At 66.0% G+C, this 22984-nt stretch carries 19 protein-coding genes; 16 read left to right on the forward strand and 3 right to left on the reverse strand.

Features of this window, described 5'->3' with window-relative positions; all coding sequences use genetic code 11:
• Nucleotides 1-46 precede the first annotated feature (46 nt).
• Nucleotides 47-799: an SDR family oxidoreductase gene (locus EOD43_RS21590; protein ID WP_127746352.1), complete on the forward strand. Its 753-nt coding sequence runs from the start codon at nt 47-49 to the stop codon at nt 797-799.
• Nucleotides 800-995: 196 nt separating this feature from the next.
• On the opposite strand, the gene EOD43_RS21595 is transcribed toward EOD43_RS21590, so the two are convergent.
• Nucleotides 996-1628, reverse strand: a complete 633-nt coding sequence (locus tag EOD43_RS21595; RefSeq protein ID WP_127746355.1) for a TetR/AcrR family transcriptional regulator — start codon at nt 1626-1628, stop codon at nt 996-998.
• 132 nt (nt 1629-1760) lie between these two features.
• Between EOD43_RS21595 and EOD43_RS21600 the strand changes: the two genes are divergently transcribed.
• The 6 genes from EOD43_RS21600 (at nt 1761) to EOD43_RS21625 (ending at nt 7416) form a co-directional block, all read left to right on the forward strand.
• Nucleotides 1761-2678, forward strand: coding sequence for a sulfite exporter TauE/SafE family protein (locus tag EOD43_RS21600; protein WP_127746357.1), 918 nt, complete (start codon nt 1761-1763; stop codon nt 2676-2678).
• Nucleotides 2675-3442 carry a TIGR02186 family protein gene (locus EOD43_RS21605; RefSeq protein WP_127746360.1) on the forward strand — a complete coding sequence of 256 codons (768 nt, stop codon included), beginning with the start codon at nt 2675-2677 and terminating at the stop codon, nt 3440-3442. The genes EOD43_RS21600 and EOD43_RS21605 overlap by 4 nt, the downstream gene beginning before the upstream one ends.
• A 29-nt stretch (nt 3443-3471) precedes the next feature.
• Nucleotides 3472-5100: an ATP-binding protein gene (locus EOD43_RS21610; protein ID WP_127746363.1), complete on the forward strand. Its 1629-nt coding sequence runs from the start codon at nt 3472-3474 to the stop codon at nt 5098-5100.
• Between the two features lie 90 nt (nt 5101-5190).
• Complete coding sequence (locus EOD43_RS21615; protein ID WP_127746366.1) at nt 5191-6450, forward strand: amidohydrolase family protein; 1260 nt, start codon at nt 5191-5193, stop codon at nt 6448-6450.
• A gap of 73 nt (nt 6451-6523) precedes the next feature.
• Nucleotides 6524-6955 carry an EF-hand domain-containing protein gene (locus EOD43_RS21620; RefSeq protein ID WP_240653455.1) on the forward strand — a complete coding sequence of 144 codons (432 nt, stop codon included), beginning with the start codon at nt 6524-6526 and terminating at the stop codon, nt 6953-6955.
• Nucleotides 6952-7416 carry a low molecular weight protein-tyrosine-phosphatase gene (locus tag EOD43_RS21625; RefSeq protein WP_127746368.1) on the forward strand — a complete coding sequence of 155 codons (465 nt, stop codon included), beginning with the start codon at nt 6952-6954 and terminating at the stop codon, nt 7414-7416. The genes EOD43_RS21620 and EOD43_RS21625 overlap by 4 nt, the downstream gene beginning before the upstream one ends.
• Here EOD43_RS21625 and EOD43_RS21630 read toward each other — a convergent pair.
• Nucleotides 7413-7568: a DUF3309 family protein gene (locus EOD43_RS21630; RefSeq protein WP_127746370.1), complete on the reverse strand. Its 156-nt coding sequence runs from the start codon at nt 7566-7568 to the stop codon at nt 7413-7415. The genes EOD43_RS21625 and EOD43_RS21630 overlap by 4 nt on opposite strands.
• A 206-nt stretch (nt 7569-7774) precedes the next feature.
• Here EOD43_RS21630 and EOD43_RS21635 point away from each other — a divergent pair, with 206 nt between their 5' ends.
• From EOD43_RS21635 to EOD43_RS21655, 5 genes are all read left to right on the forward strand, one after another.
• The gene (locus EOD43_RS21635; RefSeq protein WP_127746372.1) at nt 7775-8929 is read left to right on the forward strand and encodes an efflux RND transporter periplasmic adaptor subunit; all 1155 of its coding nucleotides are present in this window, start codon (nt 7775-7777) and stop codon (nt 8927-8929) included.
• A gap of 3 nt (nt 8930-8932) precedes the next feature.
• On the forward strand, nt 8933-12079 hold the full coding sequence (locus EOD43_RS21640; protein ID WP_127746375.1) for an efflux RND transporter permease subunit: 3147 nt from the start codon (nt 8933-8935) through the stop codon (nt 12077-12079).
• A 2-nt stretch (nt 12080-12081) separates the two neighbouring features.
• Nucleotides 12082-13521, forward strand: a complete 1440-nt coding sequence (locus tag EOD43_RS21645; RefSeq protein WP_127746378.1) for an efflux transporter outer membrane subunit — start codon at nt 12082-12084, stop codon at nt 13519-13521.
• 109 nt (nt 13522-13630) lie between these two features.
• Nucleotides 13631-15595 (forward strand): oxidoreductase, encoded by a 1965-nt coding sequence (locus tag EOD43_RS21650; RefSeq protein ID WP_127746381.1) that lies wholly within the window; start codon nt 13631-13633, stop codon nt 15593-15595.
• Between the two features lie 45 nt (nt 15596-15640).
• Nucleotides 15641-16015, forward strand: coding sequence for a lipocalin-like domain-containing protein (locus EOD43_RS21655; RefSeq protein WP_127746383.1), 375 nt, complete (start codon nt 15641-15643; stop codon nt 16013-16015).
• 31 nt (nt 16016-16046) lie between these two features.
• Here the strand turns inward: EOD43_RS21655 and EOD43_RS21660 are convergent, their stop codons facing one another.
• Complete coding sequence (locus EOD43_RS21660) at nt 16047-18116, reverse strand: PQQ-dependent dehydrogenase, methanol/ethanol family (RefSeq protein WP_240653457.1); 2070 nt, start codon at nt 18114-18116, stop codon at nt 16047-16049.
• Nucleotides 18117-18279: 163 nt separating this feature from the next.
• Between EOD43_RS21660 and EOD43_RS21665 the strand changes: the two genes are divergently transcribed.
• From EOD43_RS21665 to EOD43_RS21680, 4 genes are all read left to right on the forward strand, one after another.
• Nucleotides 18280-19863 carry a Na+/H+ antiporter gene (locus EOD43_RS21665; protein ID WP_127746388.1) on the forward strand — a complete coding sequence of 528 codons (1584 nt, stop codon included), beginning with the start codon at nt 18280-18282 and terminating at the stop codon, nt 19861-19863.
• Nucleotides 19864-20054: 191 nt separating this feature from the next.
• Nucleotides 20055-20705: a hypothetical protein gene (locus EOD43_RS21670; protein ID WP_127746390.1), complete on the forward strand. Its 651-nt coding sequence runs from the start codon at nt 20055-20057 to the stop codon at nt 20703-20705.
• Between the two features lie 2 nt (nt 20706-20707).
• The gene (locus EOD43_RS21675; protein WP_240653462.1) at nt 20708-21793 is read left to right on the forward strand and encodes an endonuclease/exonuclease/phosphatase family protein; all 1086 of its coding nucleotides are present in this window, start codon (nt 20708-20710) and stop codon (nt 21791-21793) included.
• Nucleotides 21790-22980, forward strand: a complete 1191-nt coding sequence (locus EOD43_RS21680; RefSeq protein ID WP_127746392.1) for a glycosyltransferase — start codon at nt 21790-21792, stop codon at nt 22978-22980. Before EOD43_RS21675 ends, EOD43_RS21680 begins: the two co-directional genes overlap by 4 nt.
• Nucleotides 22981-22984: the final 4 nt, after the last annotated feature.

Genomic DNA, 22984 nt, shown 5'->3' on the forward strand with positions numbered 1-22984 from the left:
GCGGCATCGCGATGTTAGCCCCGCACCAACGAAGATAGGGGTGGATATGAGCTTCGAAGGCAAGGTCGCGATCGTCACCGGCGTGAAACCCGGCAATATCGGCCAGGCGATCGCCGATGCGCTTGTCGCCAAGGGCGCGAAGATCGTCGTCGGCGCGACGAAGGACGAGAGCGGCAAGGCCGCCGTCGCGGCGATCGAGGCGGCGGGTGGTGAGGCGACCTATGGCATCGTCGACATCGCCTCGCTCGAAAGCTGCACCGCGCTGGCGACGCTTGCGGCCGAACGCTTCGGGCGGATCGACTATCTGGTCAACAATGCGGCTCTGTTCGGCGGCATGTCGATGCAGTCGCTGCTCGATATCGACTGGGACGAGCTCAAGCGGCTGATGGACATCAACCTGCTCGGCAGCCTCGCGATGACGCGCGCGGCGGTCCCCTACATGGAAAAGGTTGGCGGCGGCGCGATCGTGAACGTCAGTTCGTCGGCCGCATGGATGGCGGGCGGGCATTACAGCGCCGCGAAGCTCGGCCTCAATTCGATCGCGCTGTCGCTGTCGAAGCAGCTCGGCCCGCGCAACATCCGGATCAACACGCTCGCCCCCGGCATGACCGACACGCCCGCCTTCCGCGGCCAGACGCCGCAGGAATATGTCGACATGCTGGTCGGCAACCAGGCGGTAAAGCGCATCGGCACACCCGAGGATCAGGCGAAGGCGGTGCTGTTCCTGCTGTCCGACGACGCATCCTTCATCACCGGATCGGTGATGTCGTGCGACGGCGGGCTGACGGCGCGGGTTTAGACAAATCCTCCGCGGAACGGAGCGCGAGGTTCAACATGCCCCCGGCATGTTGAAGGATCGTCCGGGGGACGATCCGACCTCGCACTGTGGCGCCGAAGGCGACGGAGGGGGCTGGCCACTGGCGATGCCGCCCAGCCTCTCGCCCCCTCCACCGGCTTCGCCGGTCCCCCTCCCCGTTCCGGGGAGGATCAAGAAGTTACCGCGTCAGGTGGCTCGCCAACAGCCAGGCAAGGCCGTTGATGTTCGGTTCGGGCGCGGTGCGGGCCTCGGGATAGAGTTCGAGGGTGATGACGGTCGCCATCCGCTCCATCGCCACCATCAGCCCGGCCGCAATGTCATAGCTTTCGGCGACGACCTTTCCGTCGACCACCGCATCGGGAATCTTGCGGGTGAAGGGCTCGGCAAGCCGCGCCGCCGATTCCAGCCGCATCTGCACGAAGCGATCGTCGCCTTCATCGGCCAGCCGGTTGCGCGCGCGCAGCAAGGTGGCGTTGTCGCGCCAGTAGGCGAAGAAGGCCCGAACATAAGCGCGGGCATGATCGAGCCGCTCGGTCTCCGGCCAATCCGCCGTCAGCAGCGCGACGACCGGATCGAAGCGTTCGTTGAGCGTTTCCATCGCCGCGAAGATCGCTTCGCCGACATCGGTAAAATAGAGATAGAAGGTCGGCGGCGAGATGCCCGCCTCCCGCGCGATCGCGGCGACGGGGGGGGCGATACCGCGCGATTCCTTGAGCAGCGCCTCGGTTGCTTCGATCACGCGCTGGCGCGTTCCGTGGCCCTTGCGACCCAGCGCCTGGCCCGATTTGTTTACGGCATCGGCCGACTTCATCACATTCCTCGAATCGATTGCTGCGGCCCCTATAGCGCCGGAATCTTATAACGGTCTGCCATTTTCCGGTTAGGAATCATTGCTCGCTCGCCTCTTGGCCCGCAGACCCGAAATGGTTTAGCGATCGCAGCAATGGACCTTTACCTGCCCATTGCCGGCCTGTCGGTGAACATGCTGGTCATCGTCGGCCTCGGCGGGATCGTCGGGCTGCTGTCGGGCATGTTCGGCGTGGGCGGCGGTTTCCTGACGACGCCGCTGCTGATCTTCTACGGCATCCCGCCCGCCGTCGCGGTCGCATCGTCGGCGACGCAGATCACCGGCGCCAGCGTCTCCGGTGTGATCGCGCACGGCAAGCGCGACGGGGTCGATTATCATATGGGCTGGGTGCTGGTGGCGGGCGGCGCGATCGGATCGCTTGCCGGCGGCTGGCTGTTCCGCCTGCTCCAGCAGTTGGGCCAGATCGATACGGTGGTCGGCCTGCTCTACGTCGTCCTGCTGGGCAGCATCGGCATCATGATGGCGCGCGAATCGATCGGCCTGCTCGTCCGCCAGTGGCGCGGCGCGGCGCCGAAGCCAGCTTCACGACGCCACCATCCGCTGATCGCGATCCTGCCGCTGCGGTGGCGCTTCTATAAATCGGGCCTCTACATCTCCCCGCTCGCGCCAGCTCTGCTCGGCTTCGCGACGGGCATGATGACGGTGCTCATGGGGGTCGGCGGCGGCTTCATTCTCGTTCCCGCGATGATCTACCTGCTTGGCATGTCGACCCGCGTGGTCGTCGGCACCTCCTTGTTCCAAATATTGTTCGTGACAGCCGCGACCACGATGGTCCACGCGCTGACGACCCATGCGGTCGATATGGTGCTCGCCGCCCTGCTGCTGATCGGCAGTGTGACGGGGGCGCAGATCGGCGCGCGCTTCGCGCAGCTGATCAAGCCAGAATATCTGCGCCTCGCGCTCGCCTTCATCGTGCTGGTGGTGGCGATCCGCATGGGGCTGGGCCTCGGCTGGCGCCCGGCCGAAATCTATTCGATCGAGCCGCTGGCATGAAGCGGCGCTGGCTCCTCCCACTGCTGACGATCGCGCCGATGCTGATGGGCGCGGAGCAACCCAAGCTGGTGCCCGACGTGTCGCAGCGGCAGATCGACATCATCTACAGCTTCACCGGCGCCGAATTGCTACTGTTCGGCGCGATCCTCTATCCGGGCGGCCGCGCGCCGACCAAGCCGCCCGAAATTGCGGTCGTCATCAAAGGGCCACCCGAGCCGGTGCTGGTGCGCGAAAAGGCGCGGATCGCCGGCATCTGGATCAACGCCGACAGCGCCGCCTATCGATCGGTCCCGTCCTTCTACGCGCTGGCATCGTCCAAGCCGATCGGATCGATCGTCCAGCCGCGCACCGCCGTGATCTACGAACTCGGCATCGACAATCTCCAGCTCTCCCCCTCCAGCGGCGGCGATCCGGCGGAGGCGCGGCGGTTCGAGGAGGGCGTCGTCGATCTCAAGCGGCGCGGCGGCTATTATTCGGAATCGGCGCATGGCGTGGAGATCAGCGAGGGCGTTCTCTATCGCGCGCGCATCGCGATTCCCGCGCGCGTGCCGGTGGGGCGCTACACCGCCGAAACCTACCTGATCCAGGACGGGCGCGTGATCGCGGCGGCGACGCGCGACATCGACATCGCCAAATCGGGCTTCGAAGCGTTCGTCGCACGCTGGGCCGAAAAGCACGCCATCATTTACGGCCTTGTCGCGATCGCACTGTCGCTCGCGCTCGGCTGGGCGGCGGGGCAGATTTCGGACAGGCTGAAACGCTGAATTAACGCCTGCGCGTTTAAGCCGATGCGATGAACGATTTCGTCTCGCAGTCAGCTTTCACCCCGTCCACCGACAGCATCGCCATCGGCACGATCGAGGCCGTGTCCGGATCGGGCGCGACCGCGCGGATTGATGCGAGCGCCGTGGCGGCCGCCGGCCAGCATCCCGACGCCGTGACCGCGATGGCGGGCGAGGTCGGATCGCTGATCCGCATCGCGGTGGGTGCGCAAATCGTCGTCGCGGCGATCCAGGGCCTGCGCGCGGCGGACGGCGGGATCATCGCCGACATCGACTTTCTGGGCGAAAGCAAAGTCACGCCCGATGGCGGCATCGCCGGCTTCCGTCGCGGAGTCACCCGCTTCCCCCTGCCCGGCTGCGTCGTATCGCCGGTTTCGACCGCGGACATGGGCGCGATCTTCGGGACGGTGGGCGTGCCCGACATCCGCGTCGGCACCGTTTACCCGACCGACGCCGTCCCTGCCGCGCTGCAGATCGATGCGCTGCTGGGCAAGCATTTCGCGCTGCTGGGATCGACCGGCACCGGCAAATCGACCGCGACCGCTTTGATCCTCCACCGCATCTGCCAGATGGCGCCCGCCGGCCATATCGTGATGATCGATCCGCACGGCGAATATGGCGCGGCCTTCGGGGATGTCGGCGCGACCTTCGACGTTTCGAACCTCGCCATGCCTTATTGGCTGATGAACTTCGAAGAACATTGCGAGGTGCTGCTGACCACCAGCGGTGCAGAGCGGCAGATGGATGCCGACATCCTCGCCAAATGCCTGCTCGCCGCGCGGCAGAAAAGCCGTATGGCCGAGGGGCTGACCCGGCTGACCGTCGACAGCCCGATCCCCTATGTCCTGTCCGATCTGACCGCGATCATCGCGGCCGAGATGGGCAAGCTCGACAAGGCGAACAACAGCGCGCCCTATCTGCGGCTCAAGACCAAGATCGACGAGATCCGCAACGATCCGCGCTACACCTTCATGTTCTCCGGCATGCTTGTCGGCGATGCGATGAAGGCGTTCATCACCCGCATCTTCCGCCTGCCGGGCGACGGGCGGCCGATTTCGGTGATCGACGTATCTGGCGTGCCATCCGAAATCACGTCGGTCGTCGTCTCGGTGCTGGCGCGGATGGTGTTCGATTATGCGTTATGGGCGCGCGGCATCGCCGAGCATCCGGTGCTGCTCGTCTGCGAAGAGGCGCATCGCTACATCCCCGCCGCCGATACCGGGCGCGGACAGGCGGTGCGCAAGGTGCTCGAACGGATCGCGAAGGAAGGCCGCAAGTACGGCGTATCGCTGGGGCTGATTACGCAGCGCCCGTCCGATCTGGCCGAAGGCGTGCTCAGCCAGTGCGGCACGATCATCGCGATGCGCCTCAACAATGATCGCGACCAGGCGTTCGTGAAGGCCGCGATGCCCGAAGGATCGCGCGGCTTCCTCGAATCCATCCCGGCGCTGCGCAATCGCGAGGCGATCGTGTGCGGCGAAGGCGTGGCGATCCCGATCCGCCTGCGCTTCGACGATCTGGAAGAGGCATGCCGACCGGCTTCGAACGATCCGGTCTTCTCCGACCTGTGGCGCCAAACCGGCGGCGAGGAGGAAGCGATCGAAACCGTCGTGAACCGCTGGCGCAATCAGAAGCGGTAATTCCGCGCTCCCGGAGAACCGGCTGGGGCGACTCGGTTGCGCGCCCGCTCCATCCATGATTATACTGCGTTATAATCTTGGAGAGCTGCCGTGAGCGACGACCCTTATATCCTGATCACCGCCGATACCCATGCGGGTGCCAATCACGCGACCTATCGCGAATATCTGGACCCGCAATATCGCGAGCGGTTCGACGAATGGCGCGGCGCGTATAAGAACCCCCAGACCGGGCATTACGGCACGAAGAAGCTCAAGAACTGGGATTTCGAGGTTCGTTCGAACGACCAGAACAGCCAGGGCGTCGTCGGCGAGGTCATCTATCCGAACACGGTGCCGCCGTTCTGGAAGAAGCCGTTGGTGATGCCGCCGGCCGCGGTGAAGCCCGAGGATTACGAACTCTACAATGCCGGCATCCGCGCGCATAACCGCTGGCTCGCGGACTTTTGCGCCGAAGATCCTGTGCGCCGCGCGGGCATCGGCGTGTTCCTGCCCAACGACCTCGACGAAGCGGTCAAGGATATCGAATATATCGCCAAGGCCGGCCTGCGCGGCGGTGTGCTGCTGCCGCTGATCTCGCCCGACGCGACGTGGCTCAAGCGACTCTACGATCCGGCATGGGAGCGTGTCTTCGCCGCGATCCAGGATCACGATCTGGTGATGAACCAGCACACCGGCGCGGGCATCCCCGATCACGGCACCTCGCTGGTCGGCCAGGCGGTGTGGATGTCGGAGGTCGGCTATTATGCGCAGGCCGGCTATCGCTACCTGCTGCTGTCGGGCGTGTTCGAACGCTATCCGAAGCTGAAGTATATCCTGACCGAATCCGGCTGCGCCTGGGCCGGGCCGATGCTCCAGCAGCTCGACGGCATCCACAAGAGCATCATGCGCGGCGTCTCGGGCGAGATCGTCTATGATCCCAAGGACTGGGTGCTCAAGCGCCTGCCGAGCGAATATGCCAAGGAGCATTGCTTCTACGGCGCGTCCTTCCCCAGCAAGGCCGAGCTCGACGGGATCGAGGCGGTCGGCGAGGACAATGTGCTGTGGGGTAACGATTACCCGCATTATGAGGGCACCTATCCCTACACGCTGGAATCGCTGCGGCTGACCTTCGACGACATGAGCGAGACGCGCCGCCGCAAGGTGCTGGGCCTCAATGCGGCCAAGCTCTACAAGTTCGATCTGGAGGCGCTGAAGCCGCTGGCGGCGAAATATGGCCCGACCAAGGAACAGGTTGATCAGCCGCTGCCGCACGACCAGATCCCCGAGGACACCTATTGCTACCTCTTCTCCAACATCCGCAATGCACGGGCGGAAGCGGCGGAGAAGGCCAAGGCTGCCGAAGTCGCCTGATCAGTCAAATCGTTCATGCAGGGAAAAGGCGTCGCTGTATAAGCGGCGCCAATTCCTATTCAGGAGAGCGATCATGATTAAGCGGATGACGGCGCTTGCCGCGATGACGATGCTGAGCCTCGGCGCGCCTGCGCTCGCGCAGATGGGCGGCGGCGATCCGATGGCGATGCTGAAAGCCGCCGACACCAATGGCGACGGCGCGATCAGCAGGGCCGAATATCTCGCCTATCGCGGATCGCACTTCACCGAGATGGACGCCAACAAGGATGGCTTCCTGTCGAGCGCGGACGCCGCGAGCGACGAACGCGGCGGCCGCCGTATGGAGCGGATGATCGCGCAGGCCGATTTCGACAAGGACGGCAAGGTCAGCCGCCCCGAGTTCGACAAGGCGCCCGCGCCGATGTTCGACCGGCTCGACGCCAATGGTGACGGCACGGTCGACAAGGCCGAACTCGCCAATGCGCGCCAGGCGTTCGAAGCCCGCCGTGACGAGCGCGGCAACTGAGCAGGTCAGCAGTCCTTTTCGTCTGTCTCGGCAACATATGCCGATCCCCCCTGGCCGAGGCCGCGTTTCGCGCGCGGGCCGAGGCGGCGGGGCTGGACGTGACGATCGACAGCGCCGGGACCGGCGACTGGCATGTCGGACGCCCGCCGGACAGGCGCGCGCAGGCGATCGCGCGGGCGAACGGGATCGATATTTCGGGCTATCGCGGACGGCAGGTCGCGCCGGACGATTTCCGGCGCTTCAGCCACATCTTCGCGCTCGATGCCCAGAACCTCACCGATCTGGCGCGCGTCGCCCCGGCCGATGGCACCGCCCAGGTTTCACTGCTGCTCGATCTGGTGCCGGGGATGGAAGGCGAATCCGTCGCCGATCCCTATTTCGGGGATGACGACGGCTTCGAAGTGACGTGGGACGAAGTCGATCGGGCCGCGAAGGCGCTGCTCGATCGGCTGGCCGACTAGATTCGACCGAGCAGAAGCAGAACGAGCAGGATCACGACGACGACGCCGAGGATCCCCGACGGGCCATAGCCCCAGCCGCTGCTATAGCCCCAGGTCGGCAGCGCGCCGACGAGGATCAGAATCAGAATTACGAGCAGCACGGTTCCGAGCATGACGGCCTCTCCGAATTTTCTTGTCGATACGAGGTGGAAACAGTCGGGAAACCCATCCTGTTCCGCTGGCGTGGTTCGATGCTACGGCTGCGTAACGTGTGAAATTCGCTGTTTATGCAGCTAATCGCTTCCGATTGCCCGCGAACGCTGCTTATAACGCAGCGCAGCAAAGCGAGGACAGTGATGACGACGGTGCAACTCCGGCAATGAAGGCGGGGTCGGAGTGGAAATATGCGGCACTGCTCGCCGCAACCGTCGTGCTGTCGTCATGTGGGAAGAAGGACGATCAGAAGCGTCCGACACCCGAAGCCGGCTATATCGTGGTCAAGGCGGAATCGGTCGCGCTGCCGGTCGAGCTGCCGGGCCGCACCTCCGCCTTCGAGACATCCGAAGTCCGCCCGCAGATCACCGGCCTGATCAAGTCGCGCCTGTTCACCGAAGGCAGCATCGTGCGCGCCGGTGAAACGCTCTATCAGATCGATCCGCGCCTCTATCGCGCCGCGCTCAATCAGGCGAATGCGAACCTCGCCAATGCCGAGGCCAATCGCGAGGCGACCGCGACCCGCGCCCAGCGGCTCGAACCGCTCGCCAAGATCGAGGCGGTGTCGCAGCAGGATTATACCGACGCCCGCGCCGCCGCGCGTCAGGCATCCGCAACCGTCGAGCAGAACCGCGCCAACCTTGAGACCGCGCGGATCAACCTGGACTTTACGAAGGTGCCCGCGCCGATCACCGGCCGGGTCGGCCGTTCGCTGTTCACCACCGGCGCGCTCGTCACCGCCAATCAGGCCGAACCGCTGACGACGATCCAGCGGCTCGATCCGATCTTCGTCGATATCCAGCAGTCGGCGAGCGAATATCTGGCGCTGCGCCGCGCGCTCACCGGCGGCGGGGTGATCCCCTCGGCGGCTACCGTGAAGCTGAAGCTTGAGGATGGCAGCGACTATCCGGCGACCGGACGGCTCGAATTCACCGAAGCGATGGTCGATCCCACGACGGGCACCGTTACCCTTCGCGCGCGCTTCGCCAATCCGACGGGCCTGCTGCTGCCCGGCATGTATGTCCGCGCCGCGCTGAGCCAGGCGACCGCAAAGAGCGCGATCCTCGTGCCGCAGCAGGGCGTGGCCCGCGATGCCAAGGGCGACGCGACCGTCATGCTCGTCGGCCCCGACAACAAGGCCGTGCAGCAGAAGGTGACGGCCGAACGCACGATCGGCGATAAGTGGCTCGTCACCGACGGGCTCAAGCCCGGCGACAAGGTGATCGTCGAGGGGCTGGGCAAGATCCGGCAGAAGCAGGACATCAAGCCCGTTCCGGCCGGCTCCCCGCCTGCCGGCGGCAAGGAAGGCAAGCGCGGCTAAACGATGCTGTCGCGCGTCTTCATCGATCGGCCCATCTTCGCCTGGGTCCTCGCGATCATCGTGATGCTGCTGGGCGTCGGCGGCATCCTGACGCTGCCCGTCGAACAATATCCCGATATCGCGCCGCCCACGGTCAACATCCGCGCGAACTTTCCGGGCGCATCGGCCGAGACCATCGAGACGAGCGTTACCCAGATCATCGAACAGCAACTGACCGGCATCGATGGGCTGATCTATTTTCAGTCCAATTCGGACTCGTCGGGCCGCGTCGGCATCACCGTCACCTTCGAGAAGGGGACCGATCCCGACATCGCGCAGGTGCAGGTGCAGAACAAGGTGCAGCAGGCGTTGCCCCGTCTGCCGCAACAGGTGCAGCAGCAGGGACTGGTCGTCACCAAGTCCAATGCCGATCAGTTGATGGTCGTCGCCATCTATGACTCGACCGATCGCGTCACCAGTAACGACGTCAGCGACTATCTGGTATCCAATCTGCAGGAGCCGCTGGGCCGCATCGACGGCGTCGGCGACGTCAACGTGTTCGGCGCACAATATGCGATGCGCATCTGGCTCGATCCGAACCGGTTGGCGGCGGTTCAACTCACCCCGGCCGATGTCATATCGGCGGTGCAGGCGCAAAATACCCAGGTCGCGGCTGGCCAGATCGGCGGCCTTCCCTCCGCGCCCGGCCAGATGCTCAACGCGATCGTCACCGCCAAGTCGCGGCTGACCAATGTCGATCAGTTCAAGCGCATCGTCCTCAAGACGCAGGGCAATGGCTCGCGCGTGCTGTTGCAGGATGTCGCGCGGGTCGAGCTGGGCAATGAAAGCTATACCAATGTCAGCCGGCTCGACGGGCATCCGGGCGCGGGCATCTCGATCCAGCTCGCGCCGGGATCGGACGCGCTGAAGACCGCCGAACTCGTTCGGCAATATATGGACGAGCACGCATCGTCGCTGCCCGACGGCTTCGCCTACAAATTCCCCAATGACAGCACCCGCTTCATCAAGCTGTCGGTCGAGGACGTGATCATCACCCTGATCGAGGCGATCGTTCTGGTCGTGATCGTGATGTTCCTGTTCCTGCAAAGCTGGCGCGCGACCCTGATCCCCGCCATCGCGGTGCCGGTGGTTCTGCTGGGCACCTTCGGTGTGCTGGCGGCGGCAGGCTTTTCGATCAACACGCTGACTTTGTTCGGGATGGTCCTCGCCATCGGCCTGCTGGTCGACGACGCGATCGTCGTCGTCGAAAATGTCGAGCGCGTGATGGAGGAGGAACCGAACCTCACTCCGCGCGAAGCCACCATCAAATCGATGGGCGAGATCAACATCGCGCTGATTGCGATCGCGCTGGTTCTGTCCGCCGTATTCCTGCCGATGGCCTTCTTCGGCGGATCGACCGGCATGATCTACAAGCAATTCTCGATCACGATCGTCTCGTCGATGGTGCTGTCGGTATTCGTGGCGCTGATCCTGTCCCCCGCGCTCGCCGCCACCGTCCTCAAGCGTCGCGACAGGGAAGCGATCGCGCATGAGCATCGCTGGGTCACGAAGGCCCATCATTATGGCGACCGCTTCAACGATTGGTTCAAGCGGACGACCAATCGCTATGTCGCCGCCGTCCAGCGGATGTTCAGCCATGTTAAGGCGGCGATGGCGGTGTTTGTCGCGCTGATCGTGCTGCTGGTCGTCGTCTTCCTGAACCTGCCAACCAGCTTCCTGCCGGTCGAGGATCAGGGCATCGCCCAGCTCCAGTACACGCTGCCGCCCGGCGCGACGCAGCGCCGCACGCTGGAGGCCGCAGCCGCAATCGAACGCTATTTCCTGACCAAGGAGAAAGCGAATATCGAAACGATCTACACGGTGATCGGCACGTCGAACCAGGGCCAGGGCCAGAATACCGGCCGCGGTTTCATGTCGTTCGCGCATTGGGATGACCGCAAGGGCCCGGAAAATTCGGTTGAGGCGATCACGCGGCGTGCGACGGCCGCCGTCAGCCGCCAGCTGCGCGACGTGCAGTTCAACGCGCTGAGCCCGCCTGCGGTGCGCGGCCTCGGCCAGTCGAGCGGCTTTTCGATGCAGTTGCTCAACACCGGCGGACTGACCCATGAGGAGTTCAAGGCGCGGCGCGACGAGTTGATCCAGGCGGCGAACAATGATCCCGCGCTCACGCAGATCCGCCAGAACAATCTGGACGACACCGCCACGCTAGCGATCGATATCGATCAGGAAAAGGTCGGCGCGCTGGGCGTGTCGCAGGCCAGTGTCGACAACACACTGTCGACCGCATGGGGCGGCCAATATGTAAACGACTTCGTCGATCGCGGCCGTGTGAAGCGCGTCTATGTGCAGGGTGACGCGCCATTCCGTTCGCGTCCCGAGGACATGAACGACTGGTTCGTACGCTCGACCACCGGGCAGATGGTGCCCTTCTCCGCCTTCGCCACCTTCCATTGGGCGCGCGCGCCCAACACGCTCGCCCGCTTCAACGGGTCGTCGAGCTACGAGATTCAGGGGCAGGCCGGCGAAGGCAGCAGTTCTGGCGACGCGATGGAGCGGATCGCCGAGCTTGCGGCCAAACTGCCCGGCACCTCGATCGCCTGGTCGGGCCTGTCCTATCAGGAACGGCTGTCGGGCGGGCAGGCGCCGATGCTCTACGCGCTGTCGCTGCTGGTGGTGTTCCTGTGCCTTGCCGCGCTCTACGAAAGCTGGTCGATCCCGATCGCGGTGATGCTCGTCATCCCGCTCGGCCTGGTCGGCGCGACGCTGGCGGTGCTGGCGCGCGGCCTTGAAAACGACATCTATTTCCAGGTCGGCCTGCTGACCACGATGGGGCTTTCCGCCAAGAATGCGATCCTGATCGTCGAGTTCGCCGAACATGCCGAAAAGCATGGCAAGGCGCCGCTCGAAGCCGCGCTGGAGGCCGCGCGCATCCGCCTGCGTCCGATCATGATGACCAGCCTCGCCTTCATCTTCGGCGTGCTGCCGCTGGCGATCGCGACCGGCGCGGGCGCCAAGAGCCGCGTCGCGATCGGCACGGCCGTGATCGGCGGGATGACGACCGCGACCTTCCTCGCCATCTTCTTCGTGCCCCTGTTCTTCGTGCTGGTGCGCAAGATATTCCGTGGCCGCGCCGGTCCGAGGGAGGCGTGAACATGAAGCGCGCGCTTCCGCTGATCGCTATCGCCCTGCTTGCCGGCTGTTCGATGGGGCCGAACCCCAAAAGGCCCGAGCCGATCATCCCGCGCAGCTGGCCGCAGGGCGACGCCTATCTGCGCCAGAGCGAGGCGACGCTGCCGACCGTCGCCTATCGCGACATCCTGCGCGATCCCAAGCTGCAGGCGATCATCGAACGCGCGCTGGCGGGCAATCAGGATCTGCGCATCGCGATCGCGAATGTCGCCGCCGCCCGCGCCGAATATCGCGTCGCCCAGTCGGATATCTTCCCGCAGCTCAACGCCTCGGGCAACATGACCAAGCGGCGTAATCCCGATAACAGCAGCGGCGCCAATATCGGCCAGGGCGGCGGTGGTGGCGTGCGCACCACCTATCAGGCGCAGGCGGGCGTGACCGCGTGGGAGATCGACCTGTTCGGCCGGCTCCAGAGCCTGTCCAACGCCGCGTTCGATCAATATCTGGGCACCGAAGCGGCGGCGCGCGGCGTGCGGCTGACGCTCGTGTCCGAAGTCGCCAACGCCTATCTGCAGCTGGCCGCCGATCGCAGCCTGCTCGCCATCGCGAAAGATACCGAGGCGAGCGCCAGCCGTAGCGTCGACCTGACCACCGCGCGCCTCAAAGGCGGCATCGCGCCGCGCACCGATGTGCGACAGGCCGAGACGATCCTCGCGCAGGCGCGCTCCGATCAGGCGCGGCAGATCACCGCGGTCGCACAGGACAGGAACGCGCTCGAACTGCTCGTCGGCGGCCCGGTTGCCGATGCCGAACTGCCGGGCGGGATCGACGATGTCGACGGGCTGCTCGCCGAACTGCCGGCCGGGCTGGATTCGGGCATCCTGCTGCGCCGCCCCGATGTGGTGCAGGCCGAATATCAGCTCTACGCCGCGAACGCCCGGATCGGGGCGGCGCGCGCGGCCTTCTTCCCGCGCATCGCGTTGACCGCACTGACCGGCTTCACCAGCCAGGCGTTGTCGTCGCTGTTTCAGGGGGATGCCTTCACCTGGTCGGTCGCCCCCTCGGCGCAGCTGCCGATCTTCGACTGGGGCGGCAATGCCGCCAGCCTGCGTTCGGCCAAGGCGCAGCGCGACGCCGCGGTCGCCACCTATCAGAAGGCGATCCAGACGGCGTTCCGCGAGGTTTCCGACGCGCTGGCGCGCCGGGGCACGATCGAAAGCCAGCTGACGTCCGACAGCCAGCTCGAATCCTCCGCGCGCGACAGTGCCTTCCTGGCCGACGCCAGCTATCGCGGCGGGATCGGCACCTATCTGACCGCGCTCGATTCCCAGCGCAGCGCCTACAGCGCCCGCCGCACCCTGATCGCGACGCGGCTCGAAAAGGCGCAAAACCTCGTCCGCCTCTACCAGACCCTCGGCGGCGACCAGAGCATCGACACGATCCCCGCCGATCGGGCGCGCTGAGCACTTTTCCGTCAAATGGCGTAAAACCGGGCTAGGCACGGTCGCGTTCGCGACATAAATTAACCCATAGTGCAAGATTCGGAAATCGAACGCATATGGGAGAGATGCCATGAACACGCTGGTCCGCCAGACCCCGACCCTGTTGTCGTCACCCATGAAGATCGGCCGCGTGACGCTGCCCAACCGCCTGATCGCGCCGCCGCACGCCGCGCTGATGGGCAATCTGGTGGGGACCGAGAAGGAGGCCGAGCGCTACATTTCCTATTGGCGCAGTCTGGCGCAGGGCGGGACCGGGCTGCTGATCGCGCTCAACGGCGTGATTGACAATATCCTGCCGCCCGGCTTCGATCCCAGCGGCGTCGGCGCGCGCAACAAGGGCAGCTTCCGCCATCCATTGTTCGTCGAGCGCATGGGCATGCTCGCGGCCGATGCGCATGCGGCCGGCGCGAAGGTGGGCACCCAGATCATCATGCAGGGCGGCACGCCGCATGCGCCATCGGCCACATTATCCGGCCCGGTGATCAATTCGATGCCGCACCCGCTGACGCGACGCGAGATCGCCTTCCTCGTTCAGGAATATCGCGCCGCGGCCGAACAGGCGCTGGCCGCGGGCCTCGATGTCGTCGAACTCCACGCCAATCATGACGACATCATCGAATGGTTCCTGTCGCCGCTCACCAATTTGCGCAACGACGATTATGGCGGATCGTTCGAACGGCGCATGGCCTTTCTGGGCGAAATCCTGTCCGAAATCCGTGCCGGTGTAGGTGGCAAGCTGGCGATCGGGGTGCGGCTCAACATGGTCGAGGCCGAACCGGGCGGCTACGATTTCGACGGCGGGCTGGAAATTGCGGGCTGGATCCAGCAGACCGGCATGGTCGACTATCTCCACCTCGTCATGGGCACCGGCTGGGGCTATCCTAGCTATATCCAGACCTGGCATTTCGACGATGCGCAATGGGCCGAGCAGGCGGGCCGCTTTCGCCGCCAACTCGACCTGCCGATCGCTTATGGCGGGCGCGTCGGGCGTCCGGAGATTGCCGAGCGCATATTGGCGGATGGCCACGCCGATCTGGTCGCAGTCGGCCGCGCCCACCTCGCCGACGCCGCCTTCGCGCGCAAAGCGCAGGGGCTCGACAGGGAACGGCTGCGGCCGTGCATCGGCACCAACGACTGTATCAACCGTACCGTCGGTGAAGGGCTGCCCTTTGCCTGCACCGTCAATCCCGCGCTGGGCATGGGCGATCGCAGCGCGCCGACGCGCGCGACGCAACCGCGCGCCCTTCTGGTGGTGGGCGGCGGCCCGGCGGGGCTGCAACTCGCGCTGACCGCGGCCGAGCGCGGCCATCGGGTGCGATTGTGGGAACAGGGCGACGCACTGGGCGGGCAGGTCCGCCTTGCGGCGAAGCTGCCGGGTCAGGCGGCTTTCCTCGATCTCATTGCCTATCAGCAGGCACGCCTGGAGGAATTGGGCGTCGAGATCAGCCTTGGCAAAAGCGCGACGCCCCAAATGCTGGCCGAGAGCGAAGCAGAGATCGTCGCCATCGCCACCGGCGCGACCGCCCGCCGCCCCGGGATCACAGGAAGCGACGATCCGCGCGTCTGCGATATGTGGCAGGTGCTGCGCGAGGAAAAGGAACCCGGCGATCGGGTGGCGATCGTGGTGCAGGAGGATCATGCCGCTCCCCTCGCCTTCGCCGACATGTTGGGCCGTCAGGGCCGCGAGGTGACATTGTTCATCCAGACCAACGGCCCCGCTCCCCTGCTCAGTCGCTATTCGCTGGGCACCCTGCTCGGCCGCCTGTCCGAAGCCGGCGTGCGGATCGTCTATAACGAGGCGGTGACGTCGATCGCGCTGCCAGAGGTCGTCACCCACCACGTCTATTCGCGCAAGGAGAGCCGCTTCCCCGGCTTCGACAGTGTCGTGCTGGCCTGCGGCGCAATCCCCAATGCCAGCCTGTTCACCGATCTCCACGAACATCGAAAGGACATCCACGTCCTCGGCGACGCGTTCGCGCCCCGCCGCATGGCCTTCGCCACCCAGCAAGGCTATGCCTTGGCGATGATGCTCTAGCGCGCGGGGCGGAGACCCCGGCGCTCAACCGGGGATGGACCGCGCATGACCGATCTCGAACGCCTGACTGGCACCTGGCCGCTGGTCGCCTGTACGATCACCTTCCCCGACGGGACGGTCCATCGCCCCTATGGCACCGCGCCGATCGGCGTGATGATCTACAGCCCCGAAGGTTGGATGTCGTGCCACATGGCCTTTGGCGGCGATGGCACGGTCGGCTCATCCTATAGCAGCTATCACGGCCCCTTCACGATCGACGAGGCGGCGAAGGTCGTCACCCACCACGTTGCCGGCGCTTTCGATCCGGCGATGACGAACACCGATCAACGCCGTGCCTACGCCTTCGACGGCGACACGCTGATCCTGTCGGCCGCGATCGAGGATCGGGCGGTAGAAGTGCGATGGACCCGAAAGCGCTGAAAGTTTCCTATAGGAAACTTCCTGCAGACCGCTACTTCCGCTCCGCCGACCGCTGCATCAGGTAGAGGCGCACGGCCTCCACCTCTTCTTCAGACAACTTGCCCTTGAAGCTGATCATGCCGTTGGGGGCCAGGGCGCCGTCGATCAGGACGGCGTCGAACGACGCCTTCTCCGCGATCAGCGGCGAACGGCGCAGATCGGGCAGGATGCCGCCGTCGGCCGAAGGGCCGTGGCAGACCATGCAGTTGTTGGCATAAGCGACGCGCCCCTTTTCCAGTACCTCGGCCGCCGCCTGCGGCATCGGTGCGCGGAAATCGGGATATTCGATCGGCTGATAGGGTGGCAGCTTCGCCTTGCCGTCGAGCCGGAAGACGAGCAGCCGGCCGTTGCGTCGCCCCTGCTGCGGCGCGAGGATGCCCGACGAGATCGCCGAACCGCCGATACCCGCCATCACCGCGACATATTGGACGCCCTTGACCGTATAGGTGACGGGGCCGGCCATGATGCCGGTGCCAACATCGCCCGAATCCCACAGCTTCGCGCCGTCATCCGCGCCATAGGCAAGGAAGTGGCCGGTCGCCGTCCCCTGGAACAGCAGGTCGCTGGCCGTCACGAGCAGGCCGCCGTTGAAGTTGGTCGGATAATCGACGCGCCACTTCTGCTTGTTGGCGATTGGATCCCACGCGACGAGCGCGCCGGTGCGCGAAGCCGCGACCTTCTTGATGATCGCCGGATCGTCGGGCAGCTTACCCGTCGTCAGATTGGTCCCCATGTTCCACGATCCGGGGCGGAAGGTGAACTCCTTGGGCGGCGACAGCGGCGACAGGCTGTTCTCGGTCGTCGGGATATAGGCCAGCCGCTGCTTGGGGCTGTACGCCATCGGATACCAGTTGTGCGCGCCGTTCGGCCCCGGCAGCAGCGGGAAGGGCTTTTCGCTGTTGAACCAGCGCGCGCCCGGCGCCTCGATCGGCCGGCCGGTCGCCATGTCGACGCCCGTCGCCCAGGTCTGCTTCGAATAAGGCGTGGCCGAGATCGGCTTCCCCGTCTGCCGGTCGATCACATAGAAGAAGGCGTTCTTCGGCGCGTGAAGGATGACCTTGCGGTTCACGCCGTCGATCGGCAGGTCGGCCAGGATGATGGTCTGGGTCGACGTATAGTCCCAGGTGTCGCCCGGCGTTTCCTGATAATGCCAGATATACTTGCCGGTATCGGGATCGAGCGCGACGACCGAACCGATGAAGAGGTTGTCGCCCTTCCCTTCCGATCGAACCCCCTGATTGTGCGGGCCGCCATTGCCGACGCCGATATAGAGGCGGTTGAGATCGGCGTCATAGACGATCGAGTCCCACACGGTCCCGCCGCCGCCCATGTCATACCATTTGCCGAACCAGGTCTTGGCCGCCTCCGCCATTTGCGGATCGGAGGCGGCGCCGTCCGGCCCCTTCGCGGGATCGCCGGGGACGGTGTAGAAACGCCAGACCTGCTTGCCGGTCGCGGCGTCATAAGCGGTCACATAACCGCGCACGCCATATTCGGCGCCGCCATTGCCGATGATCACCTTGCCCCGCACGACACGCGGCGCGCCCGTGATCGTATAGGGCTTGGTCGGATCGGTGGTCTGGACCGACCAGAGCTGCTTGCCGGTGTGCCGGTTGAGCGCGATCAGGCGGCCGTCGATCGTGCCGACGAACAGCCGATCGCCATCCACAGCCGCGCCGCGATTGACGACGTCGCAGCAGGCATCGAAACCGCGCTGTCCGGGCACCTTGGGATCGAAGAACCAAAGCTGCTTGCCGGTCGCCGCATCGAACGCGCCGACCTTCGACCAGGCGGTGGTGACGTAGAGCCGGTCGCCGACGACGATCGGGGTCGCTTCCTGCCCGCGATCCGTATCGAACTCGTGATACCAGGCGAGGCCGAGCCGCGAGACATTCGCCTTGTCGATGCCGGTCAACGGCGAAAAGCGGTCCTCGCCGGTGTTGAAGCCGTGCATCGGCCAGCCGATGTCGCTGACGGCGCCCTTCTTCGTCGCCGCCACCGCGCCCATCGCCAGACCGGCCGCCACCACGCCTGCCAGCATCCCGCGTCCGATCTGCCGCATCGTCATCCTCTCCGTCCCCGCCGACGCTCGTTGATCCGGCGCCGATTGTCCTGTGCATAGCCTGCCGCGACACGCTGACAAGCACACGCCTTTGCTCCCGAACGCCAAATTGTCGCCGGCTACGACTTCGCTATGGTGGATTGCGACACGCCGAGGAGCATTGATGGAACCGCTGCAACTGTTCGAACTGATGATCGCGATGCTGCTGGCGATCATCGCGCTCCATTATGCGGCGCGCCGGCTGGGCCTGCCGCCTGCGGTCGCGCTGCTGACCGGGGGCGTCTTGCTCGCCTTCCTGCCCGGCCTGCCGGTGATCGAGCTGAACCCCGAACTGGTGCTCGTCATCTTCCTGCCGCCGCTGCTGATGGACGGCGCGTGGTTCATCGCGCTAGGCCATCTGAAGCGGCATATGATCGGCATATTGTCGCTCGCCGTTGGCGCCGTGGTCTTCACCACGGCCGTCGTCGCGGTCGTTACCCACGCGCTGTTCCCGGCGCTTCCGTGGGCCGCCTGTGCGGCGCTGGGCGCGATCGTATCACCGCCCGACGCGATCTCGGCGCGTGCCGTGCTGCAGCGGGTGAAGCTGCCGCGCCGCCTGTCGATCCTGCTGGAGGGCGAAAGCCTGCTCAACGACGCCGCCGGCCTCGTCCTCTTCCGCTTCGCGATCGCCGCCGGGCTGACCGGGGCGTTCAGCGCGAGCGAGGCGATCGGCGGTTTCCTGCTGCTCGCGATCGGCGGGCTGGCCGTGGGTGCTGCGGTCGGCGCAGCCTGGGTGCTGCTGGTCCGTCGGCTGGGCGACGATTATCTGATGATCGCATCGTCGATCCTCGTGCCGTGGGCCGCCTATCTGCTGGCGGAAACGCTGCATGTCTCGGGCGTGCTGGCGACGGTGGCGGCCGGGCTGATCTGCGGCTGGTATCAGCATGTGATCTGGACGGCGTCGGTGCGCATGCGCGGCGGGGCATTCTGGACGGTGATGATCTTCCTGATGGAAGCGTCGGTCTTCATGCTGATCGGATCGTCGCTGCGCGGCGTGATCGATCGCGTCGGCGGGGTCGATGTCGTGCTGGTGCAGATGGCGGTGCCCGTCCTGCTGATCCTGCTCGCGCTCACCGCCGCGCGCTTCGCGTGGATGTATGGTTCGGACGCGATCATCGCGCTGGTGCGGATGCTGGGCGTGCGGCGCTACACGCAGATCGGCGCGCGCGGATCGACCGTGGTCGCCTGGGCCGGGATGCGGGGCGTGGTGACGCTGGCGGTGGCGTTGAGCGTGCCGCAGGATTTTCCGGGCCGCGACCTGATGCTCGTCACCGCCTTCGCGGTCATCCTGGGCACCGTTCTGATCCAGGGGACGACCTTGGGCTGGCTGATCCGAAAGCTCGCGCCCCCGGCCAGTGCCGACGATCATTGCCGGCTGACGCTGAATCAGGCCGAAGCATCGATCGCCCGCGCGCAGGTCGCGCTCCTCGAAACCCGCGCTTATGACGGCGACGGCAATCTGATCCACCCCCGTCTGCTCGACAGCTATCAGCGCCGCGCGTCGATCACCGACCGTTATGTCGTGGAGGCGGCCGAGATGCGATCGGGCCTCATCGCGCATTTCGACATGGTGCTCGAACTGGTGGCGGTGGGCCGCGCCGAACTGATCCGCCTCCACCGCGCGGGCGAGATCGACGAGGAGACGCTCCACGAACTCGAACGCGATCTCGACCTCGAGGAACTCAGCGCCCACGCCCAGAAAAGTTAAAAAGGGAAAATCACGACACTTTCTTTGCGGCTCTGTTTCAGCGGTGACGTCTTCCCATCGAGGGGTTTCGTGGGGGAACGGCGTTGGGCTGGAAGGCGTGGAGCATTGCTGTCGTGCTGGGCTCTTTGGTGTCATCGGGTGCGTCGGCGGGCACGGATGCGGTTGATCCGATAGCGTTGCAGGGGCCGACTGTGGGGATCGATCCCCACTGGGCGATGGCCGGCCACAACCAGCTCTGGCACAGCTATCGCGCGACCACGCAGGGCGCGGGCCGCGTGCAGCGGCTGACCACGCTGACCGACATTTCGTCGCTGGGCATGGTCCTGTTCACGATCGAGCGGCAGGCGAATCTGGGCCGCAGGACGAAGGACCGGCTGGGCGCGCGGCGCGAACGGGAATCGCATTCCTCGATGCTGATCACCTACGCGACCCCGTTCGAGGATGCGGGGCGGCTGTGGGTTTCGGCGGGGCTGAGCGCGCAGCGCAAGCGGCTGATGACCGCGATCGTCGGCGGCCATGTGATGAAGACGGCCGAGGCCAGCGTCTCCGCCGGCTGGGTGCAGGACGATCACTGGCAGCTGAGCGCCCGATACCTGATCGATCAGCTGTCCAGCCGCCACGCCAACTGGCGCCGCGCGATCGAATTGTCGGCAGGCGCGCGGGCGAGCGGCAGCAGCATGATCGCCGGCATCTCCTACAGCCCCGATTTCCAGAACGCGCTCTCCCCGCGGGTCGGCATCGCCGCGCGGCGGGATCGGATCGCCAGCGCCGATGCGCAGGCAATGACGATGGACGGCCGCGACCGTTCGAGCATCGCGCTTTCCTTCAGCACGGGATTCTGACGGTGATCCGCCCCGCGCCCCCGCATTCGTCGCGCCGCCTTGCGCTGGCCTTCCTGCTGATGATCGCCGTCGCGATCACCTTTGCCGTGCGCCCCGCGCGTGGCGGCACGCCCAATTTGAACAGCGAGATGCCGATCGATCATCCGCTGTCGGTGATGACCTATAATGTCGAAGGACTGCCCTTCCCCGCGCGTATCGGCCGCGGCGGATCGCTCGCCGCGATCGGGGAGCGTTTGCGAGAGTTGCGTAGCGTGGGTCGCCAGCCGCACATCGTGCTGCTGCAGGAAGCCTTTTCGGAGGACGCCGCGAAGATCGGCGCACTGGGCGGCTATCGCTACATCGCCGAAGGGCCGTCGCGCGACCTGATCAGCACGATGCCCGAAACCGCCGCCGACATCGCCTTTGCCGACGGCGCGAGCCGGCTGAAGGGCGAGGCGATCGGCAAGTGGACCGGCAGCGGACTGCGCATCCTGTCCGACTATCCGATCGTCGGCGTGCAGCACATGGCCTTCCCCGCCTTTGCATGCGGCGGCTATGACTGCCTCGCCAACAAGGGCGCGGTGATGGCGCTGATCAAGGTGCCGGCGCTCGCTGCCCCGGTCGCGGTGGTCGATACCCACCTCAATTCGCGCCACGCCGCGCGGGTTTCGGCCGATCGATCGCTCTATGCCTATCATCGGCAGGTCGATGCGCTCAGCGCCTTCATCAAGGCGAATTACCTGCCCGGTGCGCCCCTGATCGTCGCGGGCGATTTCAACATCGGCAAGGACAAGGCGCGCGCGGCCTATGTCGAACAGGCATCCGCCCGCTGGTGGAAGGGCGCGGGGCAATCCACGCTGCCCGATGCGATGCACGCCTGCGCCGCCGATGACAGCTGCGCGGCCGGCCTGTCCGACGATGCGCGTTATTCGATGAAGCGCCGCCGCGATTGGCAGTTTCTGGGGCATGGCGGCGGGATCGCGCTCGACACCCGCCGGATCGCCACCCCCTTCGGCCATGAAGCCGACGGTACGATGCTGTCCGATCATGTCGGCTATGTCGCTTATTACGGCATCAACCGCCTGAACAGCGGATCGCACGCCTCATGATCCCGCGCGATCATCCCACCGCCGGCGAGCGCCGCCACTATCGCCGTCTCGCATCGGCGCGGATCGGGCGCAGCGCCGGTCGTCCGCTCGACATCGGCATCGTCCTGCACGATTTCGCGCTGGGTGGCACCGAACGGATCGCCGTCCGCCTTGCCAACGCCTGGGCCGATGCCGGCGCGCGCGTGACCATTTTCTGCGGGTCGACCGAAGGCCCGCTTGCCGCCCTGCTGGGATCCGAGGTCGAGGTGGTGGGCGCCATGCCTGCGATCCCGCGCGGGCGCAGTTCGCGGCGGCGGCTGGGACAAGCCGCCGCCGCGCACTGGGATCTGCACCCTGTCGACGGCCTCTATGTGCCCGGCAATTATCATTGGCCGGTCATCGGCGCGTCGGCCAAACTGCCGGAAGCCGTGAGGCCCGCCATCGTGGCGCAGGTCAGCGCGTCGCTGAACAAGCCGCAGCGCGGGCGCCTGCGCCAGTTCGGCTTCGATCTGCGCATGCGCCGTCTGTTGAAGGGCGCCGATGCCGTCGCCGCCTTGTTCGATCAGGCGCGCGACGATGCGGACCGGATCGCCGGCGGGCGACGTGCCGAGACGATCGCTTTGCCCGCACTCGCCGACGACGTCCCCGCTCCTGTCGCCCAGGCGACGGGCAAGACGATCGTCGCCGCCGGCCGGCTGGTGCGCGAAAAGGGCTTTGCCGACCTGATCGACGCCTTCGCCCTGCTCGACGATCGCGAGGCCAGCCTGGTCATCGTCGGTGCGGGCATCGAGCGCGCGGCGCTCATCGCCCGCGCGGCCGCGCGCGGGGTGGGCGATCGGGTGATCTTGCCCGGCTATGTCGCCGACATCCGCCCCTGGCTCGACGATGCGCGCCTGTTCGTGCTGTCATCGCATTTCGAAGGCTATCCGGCCGTCCTGGTCGAGGCGCTGGCCGCGGGACGCCCCGTCGTCTCGACCCGATGCACCTCCGCCGTCGATACGCTGATCGACGATGCGGAGACGGGATCGATCGTCCCCGTCGGCGATCCCAAGGCGATGGCGCGCGCGATCGGCGCGCAACTCGCCGCCCCCTCCCCCGATCCGCACCGGCTGGCCGCACGCGTTGCCCACCACCGGATCGGGCCTGTCGCCAACGCCTATCTGCGCCTGTTCGAACAGGCCGCCCTTGTCCGCCTCACCACAGATTGAACCC

It is taken from the genome of Sphingomonas crocodyli (assembly GCF_004005865.1).
Taxonomy (GTDB): domain Bacteria; phylum Pseudomonadota; class Alphaproteobacteria; order Sphingomonadales; family Sphingomonadaceae; genus Rhizorhabdus; species Rhizorhabdus crocodyli.